The sequence below is a fragment of the Nakamurella sp. genome (genome assembly GCF_048594475.1).
Taxonomy (GTDB): domain Bacteria; phylum Actinomycetota; class Actinomycetes; order Mycobacteriales; family Nakamurellaceae; genus Nakamurella.
In genome coordinates, this window is record NZ_JBMDXT010000520.1 from 1 (window position 1) to 9,716 (window position 9,716).

Consider the following 9,716-nt stretch of genomic DNA (forward strand, 5'->3'; position numbering starts at 1 on the left):
GCCCCGCCGCTGGGGGGGGGGGGGGCCCCGCCCGCCCCGCGCCGGGCCCGGCGGCCGGCCCCCCCCCCGCCCCCGTCGCCCCCGCCGCCCCCGCCGCCCCGGTCGACGGTGCCGCCGGTGCCGCCGACCGGGTCGCCGCGATCGCCGGGTGGACCGACGCGCAGACCGCCGACATGCTGCGGGCCCGGGGCGGGCTCAAATGGACCTCCGTGCCGGCCGGGGCGATCGGCGCCGGGGTGGCCGAGATGGATCTGCCGCTGGCGCCGGCGATCACCGCCGCCCTGCACGAGGCGGTCGACCGCGGGCTCACCGGCTACCTGCCGCCCGGGCTGGCCGACGGCGTCGCGGCCGCCACCGCCCGGTGGCAGGCCCGCAGCGGCTGGGCCGTCGACCCGGCCGACGTGCACCCGGTCGCGTCCGTGGTCACCGGCTTCCGCATCGTCCTGGAGCACCTGACCGACCCGCGGGCCCCCGTGGTGCTGCCGGTGCCCGCCTACATGCCGTTCCTGACCGTGCCCGCGCTGGCCGGCCGGGAGCTGCGCACCGTGCCAATGCGCATCGTCGACGGACCCGATGACGGCCCCCGCTACGAGCTGGACCTGCCCGCCATCGCCGCCGCGTTGACCCCCGGCGCGGTTGTCGTGCTGACCAACCCGCACAACCCGACCGGACGCGTGTTCACCACGGACGAGCTGCTCGCCCTGGCCGAGGTGGTGGACGCCGCCGAGGCCGTCGTCTTCGCGGACGAGATCCACGCCCCGCTGACCATGCCCGGCTTCACCCACCACCCGTACGCGGCCCTGTCCGCCGCGACGGCCGCCCACACCATCACCGGCGTCTCGGCGTCGAAAGGGTGGAACATCCCCGGTCTGGGCTGCGGGCAGCTCATCCTGAGTTCCACCGCCTCCCGGGCGGCGTGGGAGCAGCTCGACCCGTTCACCCGGCACGGCGGCGGCGTCACCCCGCTGGGCGCGGTGGCCACGGCGGCCGCCTACACCGCCGGCGTCGACCACCTGGCCGGTTGCGTGCAGTACCTGGCCGCCGGCCGCGACCTGTTCGCCGCCGAACTGGCCCGGCACCTGCCCGCGGCCCACCTGTTCCCCGTCGAGGGGACCTACCTGGGCTGGCTGGACCTGCGGGCCGTCGGCGCGGACCCGGCGACCGTCGGCGAGAAGGTCGGCGTGTACGGGGTGGACGGCACCGCCTGCGGCGTCCCGGGCTTCCTGCGCGTCAACCTGGCCATGCCCCATCCGCTGCTGCGCGACGCCGCCCGCCGTTTGGGTCGGCTCGCCTGACGTCGCGGCTGGGCCGGTCCACCCGACCCGCGACGCTCCGCCCCGGCCCACCCCCGGAACATCCACCGGCCCCGTCCCGGACGAACATCCGCGGCTTCGATGAGTCCGGCCCGGCGCCGGCGCGCCGAGTCAGGCCGGCGACGGCGCAGCGATCAGCCCGGCATCGAAACAGGTGCGGTCGCCGGTGTGGCAGGCGCCGTCGGTCTGGTCGACCAGCACCAGAAGGGTGTCGCCGTCGCAGTCGCGCCGGACCTCGACCACCCGTTGGGTGTGGCCCGATGTCGCGCCCTTGACCCAGTACTCCTGCCGGGACCGCGACCAGTAGGTGCCGGCGCCGGTGGACAGCGTGCGGCGCAGCGCCTCGGCGTCCATCCAGGCGACCATCAGGACCTCGCGGGTGTCGTACTGCTGCACGACGGCGCAGATCAGCCCGTCGGCGTTGAACCGCAGCCCGGCGGCCGGGTCGGCCCCGGCCCCGGCCCCGGCCCCGGCCCCGGCCCCGGAGGCAGGATCGGTCGACGCACCGGTCACGACGTGACCCCCGCGGTCCGCCGCACCGGATAGCCGGACTGCTGCAACTGTTCCTTGACCGCGTCGATGCGCAACTGGCCGAAATGGAACACCGACGCGGCCAGGACGGCATCCGCCCCGGCCGCGACGGCCTCCGGGAAATGGTCGAGCGCCCCCGCGCCGCCGGACGCGATCAAGGGCACCCCGACCGCGGCGCGGATAGCGGTGAGCATCTGCGTGTCGAAGCCGTTCTTGGTGCCGTCGGCGTCCATCGAGGTGAGCAGGATCTCGCCGGCGCCGGCCTCCTCGGCCCGCCGCGCCCACTGCACCGCGTCGATCCCGGTGCCCCGGCGGCCGCCGTGGGTGGTCACCTCGTACCCGGACGGGCACCCCGCCGCCGGGTCCGGCACGCGCCGGGCGTCGATGGCGATCACCACGCACTGCGAACCGAACCGCGCCGCCGCCTCGGCCAGGAACTCGGGCCGGGCGACCGCCGCCGAGTTGACCGACACCTTGTCCGCGCCGGCCCGCAGCAGTCCGTCGATGTCGTCGACCGTCCGCACCCCGCCGCCGACCGTGAGCGGGATGAACACCTGCTCGGCGGTGCGCCGGATCATGTCGTACGCGTACCGGCGGTTGTCGCTGGTCGCGGTGATGTCCAGGAACGTCAGCTCGTCGGCGCCCTCCTGGTCGTACCGGTGGGCGAGCTCGACCGGGTCGCCGGCGTCGACCAGGTCGACGAAGTTGACGCCCTTGACGACGCGTCCCTCGGACACGTCCAGGCACGGGATGACACGAACCGCAACGGACATGTCTGACAGCCTACGGAGGACGGGCGGCGCGTCCGGCCACCGTCGCCTGCCCCGCCCGGCGGTCCCAGGCCCCTACTGTGGGGGCATGCCCGGACGACTCGACGTGATCCACCGGCGGCTGCGCGCCGACAACGTGCCGTCCCGGTTGGAGTTCCGGCCCGGCCTGGGCACCGTGGTGCTGGCCGGCGTCGACCCGCAGCACCCCAGCGACCGGGCCGCGGTGCTGGTCCAGGAGGCGGGCGGCCGGATGTGGCTGCGCCAGGGCGGGCAGACCTTCCGCCTGCCGCCGGACGCCGACGACGAGGTCGTCCTCAATTCGGTGAAGCTGCGGGTGGTGCACGGCTGGGCCGAGCAGGGCGACCCGGACGCCACCGCGGTGCTGGCCCGGGTGCAGGAGATGGTGACCCCCGAGCCGGCCCGGCGGCCCCAGCCGGCGTTGTTCCCGGACCCGTTCACCCTGGCCTTCCAGATGTTCGACTCGCTGTTCCGGATCGGCTGGAGCATGACGGTGCCCAGCCCCTGGGGCATGGTGCACACCTCGTTCGTCATCCGCTGACCGGATCCGGCCCCGGGGCGCCGCCCGCCGCCGGCGGTCAGCCGGCCCAGGCGGTGAGTTCCACCTCGACCAGCATGGCCGGGTCGACCAGGCCGGCGACGACGACCATCGTGGCGGCCGGCCGGACGTCGCCGAACACCTCCCCGTGCACGCCGCCCACCGGTGGGGCGTCGGCCCGGTCGACGACGTAGACGCGGGTGGCGATGACGTGCTCGGGCCCCAGACCGACCTGCGCCAGGGCGGCGAGCCCGGCCCGGAAGGCGATGCGGGCCTGCGCGGCCGCATCGCCGGGCGCCTGCACCACCCCGTCCACGGCCGCGGTGCAGCCGGCGGTCACCGCCAACGGACCGACCCGGACCACCTCGGCGTAGCCGTACCAGTCCGGCCACGGGCCGGACGTGCCCCGGCGCTCGCCGATGCCGGGCACGTCAGACCGCGGCGACCGCGGCCAGCGCCTCGGGCAGGGTGAACGCGCCGGCGTAGAGCGCCTTGCCGACGATCGACCCCTCGACGCCGAGCGGGGCCAGGCCGGCCAGCGCGACCAGGTCGGCCAGGGACGACACGCCGCCGGACGCGACGACCGGCGCCGGCGTGGCCGCGCACACCTCGCGCAGCAGGTCCAGGTTCGGGCCGCGCAGGGTGCCGTCCTTGGTCACGTCGGTGACGACGTACCGGGCGCAGCCCTGGGCGTCCAGCCGGGTCAACGCCTCCCACAGGTCGCCGCCGTCCTGGGTCCAGCCGCGGGCGGCCAGCGTGGTGCCCCGCACGTCCAGGCCGACCGCGACCTTGTCGCCGTACCGGGCGATCGCGGACGCGCACCAGTCCGGCTTCTCCAGGGCGGCCGTGCCGATGTTGACCCGGGTGCAGCCGGTGGCCAGCGCCGCGGCCAGCGACTCGTCGTCGCGGATGCCGCCGGACATCTCCACCTTGATGTCGAGCCGGCCGACCACCTCGGCCAGCAGGGCGGCGTTCGAGCCGCGCCCGAACGCCGCGTCCAGGTCGACCAGGTGAATCCACTCGGCCCCGTCGGCCTGCCAGGCCAGCGCCGCGTCCAGCGGCGCGCCGTAGTGGGTCTCGCTGCCCGCCTGGCCCTGGACGAGGCGGACGGCCTGGCCGTCGGCGACGTCGACCGCGGGGAGAAGTTCGAAAGTCACGGGGACGAACCCTATCGTCCGGCCGGCGGGGCCGGCGGGGCCGGCGGGACCGGCGCCGGCTCGACGGCCCGGCACCAGAACGCGTCGGGCCGCCGGCCGATCCGGGCGATGACCAGCGTGGCCGCCTGCCGGGTCGGCCCGGTCAGCGCCGGGCGCAGCCGGCGGCGCAGCTCGTCGGGCACGACCGGGGTGCCGCGCTGCTTGATCTCCAGCGTCCCGACGCCGTCCCGGCGGGCCCACTGGGCCACGGTCCGTTCACGGTAGGGAGCGTGGTCCAGGATCCGGAACCCGCGCACCCCGGGGGGCACGGCCGGCCCGGTCAGGTAGGCCAGGTGCGGGTCGAGCAGCCACAGCCCGTGCCGGGCCGCCCAGTGCCGCACCAGGTGCGCCCGGACCACCGCCGGGTCCGGATCGATCAGGTACTCCCCCGGCGGGCCGACCGGCACGTCGTCCGGGTCGTCGCTGGTGAGCGCCTCGCCCGGGCCGTCGCTGCGCAGCACGGTGGCCCGACGGGCCGGACCGGCGAGCTCGGCCGGCCACAGCACGGCCTCCCGGGCCACCCCGTCCAGCGAGACCAGCTCGACCTCACCGGGCCGGGCCAGCGCGTCGTAGTCGATGCCCGGCGGGACCCGCAGCACAGGCGGACGCCCGGCGTGGGCGGCGTCCAGCTCGTCGACCGACGGCACCGTGGCCGCCGAGGTGATCCGCCGGCCGCCCTCGCGCCGGGCCGGATCGGCGTACCCGAGCAGCCCGCGGGTGGTGCGCGTGAGCGCGTCGGCGACGAACACTCGCGGAGGGCGCTCGGCTCCGTTCATCCCCTGGGCCAGGTTGTGCCGGGCCATCAGCACCCGCACCGGGTCGAGATCGGACCCCACGACGAGCCCGCCGGCCGCGCCCGGCGCGGCCAGGGCGGCCAGATCGGCCCCGATCGAGCAGGTCAGATCGTGCACGCCGACCCCGGCCAGGCGGGCCGCCCGGTGCGCCGCCACCGGCCCGGGCGTGGCCTGCTGCAGGGCCTCGTCGGTGAACAGCCAGGCGGCCGCGGCGGGGCCGAGCTTGCCGGCGGCCCGGCGGCGCAGCCGGACCGTCTCGACGACGGCCGCCGCCCGCTCCCCGGCGACGGCGCGGACCCGGGTCAGGTCGGCCAGCAGGGTGGCGTCGGTCAGCGGGAGCCCGTCCGTGGCGGCGAGCGCCTCGGCTCCCGCCGCGGCGGTCAGGTAACGGACGTCGCTCAGCGCGAAGCGGTACGCCACCGGCGCTCCCCGCCCGCCGTCCGACCGCGGCCCCTGATCGCCGCGACCTCAGCCCGCGGCGAAGGCGAAGTAGCGCTCGCCGCGGGTCTCCAGCGCCAGCTTCATGTCGAACGTCTCGGACAGCGCGTCGGCCGTCAGGGTGTCGGCGAGCGGGCCCGCCGCGACGACCTTGCCCCCGCGCAGCAGCAGCACGTGGCTGAACGCCGGCGGGATCTCCTCGACATGGTGGGTGACCAGCACGGTGGTGGGGGCGTACGGATCGACGGCCAGCCGGCCCAGCCGGGCCAGCAGATCCTCCCGGCCACCCAGGTCCAGGCCGGCGGCCGGCTCGTCCAGCAGCAGCAGCTCCGGGTCGGCCATCAGCGCCCGCGCGGCCAACGTCCGCTTGCGCTCCCCCTCGGACAGGGTGCCGTAGGTGCGCTCGGCCAGAGCGGCGATGCCCATGGCATCGAGCAGCTCCCGGCCGCGGGCGAAGTCGAGCTCGTCGTAGCGCTCCCGCCAGCGCCCGACCACCCCGTACCCGGCGGAGACGACGACGTCCAGCACCCGCTCCTGTGGCGGGACCCGGCCGGCCAGCGCGGCCGACGACAGCCCGATCCGCGGCCGAAGCTCGCCGACGTCGACGGCGCCGAGCCGCTCCCCGAGCACGTGCACCCGGCCGCTGGTCGGGAACAGCAGCCCGGCGGCGATCTGCAGCAGCGTGGTCTTGCCCGCGCCGTTGGGGCCGAGGACGACCCACCGCTGGTCGACCTCGACGTCCCAGCTGACCGCGTCGAGCAGGACGGCGGGCGTGCGCCGCACGGTGACCTCGGTCAGGTGCAGCACGGAGTCGGGGCCGGGCAGGATGGGGACCGGGGGGGCGACACTCACGCCGGCCATTCTGTCCTACAGGTGATCCCGATCTCCCACCCACCGCTCGATTCGGCCCGCACGGACACGGTCGGTGACAATGAGGCCCATGCTGCGGCCCGGTCGTGATCCCAAGTCCTCCAAGGTGCGGCGGCGCTGGCACCTGCGCCCCGGGCAGACCGACCCGCAGGCGGTGCCGCAGAAGGGCTCGTCGCCGTACCCGGGCATGCCGTTCCCGCTCGGCGCCACCCCGTACGCGGGCGGCACCAACTTCGCCGTCGTCGCCGACGGGGTGCCGGGGGTCTCGGCCCCGCAGCTGTGCCTGCTGGACCCGGACGACCCGGCCACCACGGTGCGCACGGTCCCCATGGACGAACGGACCTACGGCGTCTGGCACACCTTCGTGCCCGACGTCGGCCCGGGCCAGGTGTACGGCTTCCGGGTGCCGGCCCGCGACCCGGCCAAGCTGCTGCTCGACCCGTACGCCCGGCGCGTCACCGGCACCGACTACGACCTGGTCGCGGCCGCGTCCTACGGCGTGCCGACGGCCGGCCTGGTGCCGGCCGGCGTGGTGGTGGACAGCACCGCCACCGGCCTGCGCACCGGCTCGGTGCGGCCGTGGGTGCCGTGGGAGCAGACGGTCATCTACGAGGCCCACGTCAAGGGGCTGACCCAGCTGCATCCGGCGGTGCCGCCGCACCTGCGCGGGACGTTCCTGGGGGTGGCCCACCCCGCCGTCGTCGACCACCTGCGCCAGCTCAACGTGACCACCCTGGAGCTGCTGCCGGTCTACGCCTCGGCGGCCGAACCGGGGCTCAAGGCGACGAACCGGCGCAACTACTGGGGCTACTCCACGCTCGGCTACTTCGCTCCCCACCCGGGGTACGCCTCGGTGCCCGGCCAGGAGATCGCCGAGTTCGTGACGATGGTCGACGCGCTGCACGCCGCCGGCATCGAGGTGGTGCTGGACGTCGTCTACAACCACACCTGCGAGGGCGGGCCGGGGCTGTCGGTCGACCTGTCCACCCGCGGACTCGCCCCCGACTCCTACTACCTGCCCGACGGCCGGGACCTCACCGGCACCGGCAACACGGTCAACGCGCGCACCCTCCCGGTCATCCGGCTGGTCACCGATTCGCTCCGCTACTGGGCGGAAACCCTTGGCGTGGACGGCTTCCGGTTCGACCTGGCGTCGGTGCACGCCCGGCCGGACGGTGGCCCGTTCGACGCCGGCTCGGCGCTGCTGACGGCGATCGCGGCCGACCCGGTGCTGGCCACCCGCAAGCTGATCGCCGAGCCCTGGGACGCCACCGGCGAGGGGTACGCGGTCGGCCGGTTCGGCTCGAACTGGACGGAGTGGAACGACCGGTTCCGCGACACCACCCGCGACTTCTGGCGGGGCGCGCCGGGCGTCCGCGACCTCGGCTACCGGCTGTCCGGGTCCAGCGACCTGTACGCCCCGCAGCGCCGGCCCTGGGCCTCGATCAACTTCATCACCGCGCACGACGGCTTCACCCGGCGGGACCTGGTCTCCTACGACCACAAGCACAACGAGGCCAACGGCGAGAACAACCGCGACGGTCACAACCACAACCGCTCCTGGAACCACGGCGTCGAGGGCGAGACCGACGACCCGGCGGTCGTCGCCCTGCGCACCCGGACCGCACGGAACCTGGCCGCCACCATGCTGCTGGCCACCGGCACCCCGATGATCACCATGGGCGACGAGATCTGGCGTACCCAGCGCGGCAACAACAACGCCTACTGCCAGGACAACGAGATCAGCTGGGTGGATTGGGATCTGGACGACCCGCCGACCCGGGACCTGCTGACCTTCTTCCGCCGGACGCTGCAGATCCGGCGCAACGCCCCGGCGCTGCGGCAGGGCGAGTTCTTCGAGGGCCGCGCCCCGGGCAGCGACGACGGGCTGCCGGACCTGGTGTGGTTCAACGCCTCCGGCCAGGTGATGAACGACCACGACTGGTTCGACGACGGCCGGCAGACGATCGGCCTGTGGATCAACGGCCACGACGTGCGCGGGCACACCTCGGGCGGGCAGCCGCTGACCGACCGGTCCTGGCTGCTGATGCTGCACGCGGGCGCCGATCCGGTCCAGCTCACCCTGCCGGGCGCGCCCTACGCGACCTCCTACGTGCCGGTCATCGACACCGACCGGCCCACTGGCGAACCGGCATCCACCGACGGGATCGTCAGCGGCTCAACCGTTGTCATTCCCGGCCGGACGGTCTGGCTGCTGCGGGCCCGGCGGCACACGATGACCGCCGAGCCGGCGCCGGCGCAGACGCCCGACGGGTCCTGAGCGGACCCGCCGGGCGGTCGCCGAGCCGGCCGGAGGACCCACCCGGCTCCTGGCCTGCGTCCCGTGGGGCGGACCGGTAGGTTGACCGCGTGGCGGACCGACCGGGCGAGAACGATGCGGCACGCTTCGGCTCGGCGCGGCCGATCGCCGGCGGCGAGCACGACCGGCAGTGGTACAAGCGGGCGGTCTTCTACGAGGTCCTGGTGCGGGCGTTCGCCGACTCCAACGGCGACGGCACCGGCGACCTGCGGGGACTGATCGACAAGCTGGACTACCTGGCCTGGCTCGGCGTCGACTGCCTGTGGCTGCCGCCGTTCTACGCCTCGCCGTTGCGCGACGGCGGGTACGACATCGCCGACTACCGCCGGGTGCTGCCCGAGTTCGGCACGGTCGAGGACTTCGTGGCCCTGCTGGACGCCGCGCACGACCGCGGCATCCGGGTCATCACCGACCTGGTCATGAACCACACCTCCGACCAGCACCACTGGTTCACCGAGTCCCGGCGCGACCCCGACGGCCCGTACGGCGACTACTACGTCTGGGCCGACGACGACACCGGCTACCCGGAGGCGCGGATCATCTTCGTCGACACCGAGCCGAGCAACTGGACGTTCGACCCGGTGCGCAAGCAATACTTCTGGCACCGCTTCTTCTCCCACCAGCCGGATCTGAACTACGAGAACCCGGCCGTGCGGGACGAGATGATCGACATCCTGCGGTTCTGGTTGGACCTGGGCATCGACGGGTTCCGGCTGGACGCGGTGCCCTACCTGTACGTCCGCGAGGGCACCAACGGCGAGAACCTGCCGCAGACCCACGAGTTCCTCAAGCGCTGCCGCAAGGTGGTCGACGACGAGTACCCCAACCGGGTCCTGCTGGCCGAGGCCAACCAGTGGCCGGCCGATGTCGTCGACTACTTCGGGGACCCGTCGGTCGGCGGCGACGAGTGCCACATGTGCTTCCACTT

10 protein-coding genes are annotated in these 9,716 nt (G+C 74.9%); 4 read left to right on the forward strand and 6 right to left on the reverse strand.

Going from position 1 to position 9,716, the window contains the following annotated elements:
- Positions 1–1,295, forward strand: a 1,295-nt coding sequence (locus ACOJUF_RS23450; protein ID WP_420124222.1) for a MalY/PatB family protein, incomplete at its 5' end; no start/stop codon positions are given.
- A 129-nt stretch (positions 1,296–1,424) separates the two neighbouring features.
- Here the strand turns inward: ACOJUF_RS23450 and hisI are convergent.
- On the reverse strand, positions 1,425–1,745 hold the full coding sequence (hisI, locus tag ACOJUF_RS23455) for a phosphoribosyl-AMP cyclohydrolase (protein ID WP_420124230.1): 321 nt from the start codon (positions 1,743–1,745) through the stop codon (positions 1,425–1,427).
- Positions 1,746–1,822: 77 nt separating this feature from the next.
- Complete coding sequence (gene hisF, locus ACOJUF_RS23460) at positions 1,823–2,617, reverse strand: imidazole glycerol phosphate synthase subunit HisF (RefSeq protein WP_420124223.1); 795 nt, start codon at positions 2,615–2,617, stop codon at positions 1,823–1,825.
- 85 nt (positions 2,618–2,702) lie between these two features.
- Here hisF and ACOJUF_RS23465 point away from each other — a divergent pair, with 85 nt between their 5' ends.
- On the forward strand, positions 2,703–3,173 hold the full coding sequence (locus tag ACOJUF_RS23465; protein WP_420124224.1) for a hypothetical protein: 471 nt from the start codon (positions 2,703–2,705) through the stop codon (positions 3,171–3,173).
- A 37-nt stretch (positions 3,174–3,210) separates the two neighbouring features.
- On the opposite strand, the gene ACOJUF_RS23470 is transcribed toward ACOJUF_RS23465, so the two are convergent.
- From ACOJUF_RS23470 to ACOJUF_RS23485, 4 genes are read right to left on the reverse strand one after another with little or no spacing between them, the layout of a single operon-like run.
- On the reverse strand, positions 3,211–3,600 hold the full coding sequence (locus ACOJUF_RS23470; RefSeq protein ID WP_420124225.1) for a Rid family hydrolase: 390 nt from the start codon (positions 3,598–3,600) through the stop codon (positions 3,211–3,213).
- Between the two features lies 1 nt (position 3,601).
- A complete protein-coding gene (priA, locus tag ACOJUF_RS23475) occupies positions 3,602–4,327 on the reverse strand; it encodes a bifunctional 1-(5-phosphoribosyl)-5-((5-phosphoribosylamino)methylideneamino)imidazole-4-carboxamide isomerase/phosphoribosylanthranilate isomerase PriA (RefSeq protein WP_420124226.1) in 726 nt (241 codons plus the stop codon).
- Positions 4,328–4,338: 11 nt separating this feature from the next.
- Entirely contained in the window at positions 4,339–5,580 is a 1,242-nt protein-coding gene (locus ACOJUF_RS23480; RefSeq protein ID WP_420124227.1) for a THUMP-like domain-containing protein, read from the reverse strand.
- A 48-nt stretch (positions 5,581–5,628) separates the two neighbouring features.
- Positions 5,629–6,459, reverse strand: a complete 831-nt coding sequence (locus ACOJUF_RS23485) for an ABC transporter ATP-binding protein (protein ID WP_420124228.1) — start codon at positions 6,457–6,459, stop codon at positions 5,629–5,631.
- Between the two features lie 196 nt (positions 6,460–6,655).
- On the opposite strand from ACOJUF_RS23485, the gene glgX reads away from it, so the two are divergent.
- Both glgX and ACOJUF_RS23495 read left to right on the forward strand, forming a co-directional pair.
- Complete coding sequence (gene glgX, locus ACOJUF_RS23490) at positions 6,656–8,749, forward strand: glycogen debranching protein GlgX (protein ID WP_420124231.1); 2,094 nt, start codon at positions 6,656–6,658, stop codon at positions 8,747–8,749.
- 89 nt (positions 8,750–8,838) lie between these two features.
- Positions 8,839–9,716: alpha-amylase family glycosyl hydrolase (locus ACOJUF_RS23495; RefSeq protein ID WP_420124229.1), on the forward strand; the 878-nt coding region annotated here is incomplete at its 3' end.

Excerpts from the sequence above, each read along its gene's own strand:
- hisF (WP_420124223.1), bottom strand. The coding sequence starts at position 2,617 with ATGTCCGTTGCGGTTCGTGTCATCCCGTGCCTGGACGTGTCCGAGGGA.
- ACOJUF_RS23465 (WP_420124224.1), top strand. The coding sequence starts at position 2,703 with ATGCCCGGACGACTCGACGTGATCCACCGGCGGCTGCGCGCCGACAAC.
- ACOJUF_RS23485 (WP_420124228.1), bottom strand. The coding sequence starts at position 6,459 with ATGGCCGGCGTGAGTGTCGCCCCCCCGGTCCCCATCCTGCCCGGCCCC.
- glgX (WP_420124231.1), top strand. The coding sequence starts at position 6,656 with ATGCCGTTCCCGCTCGGCGCCACCCCGTACGCGGGCGGCACCAACTTC.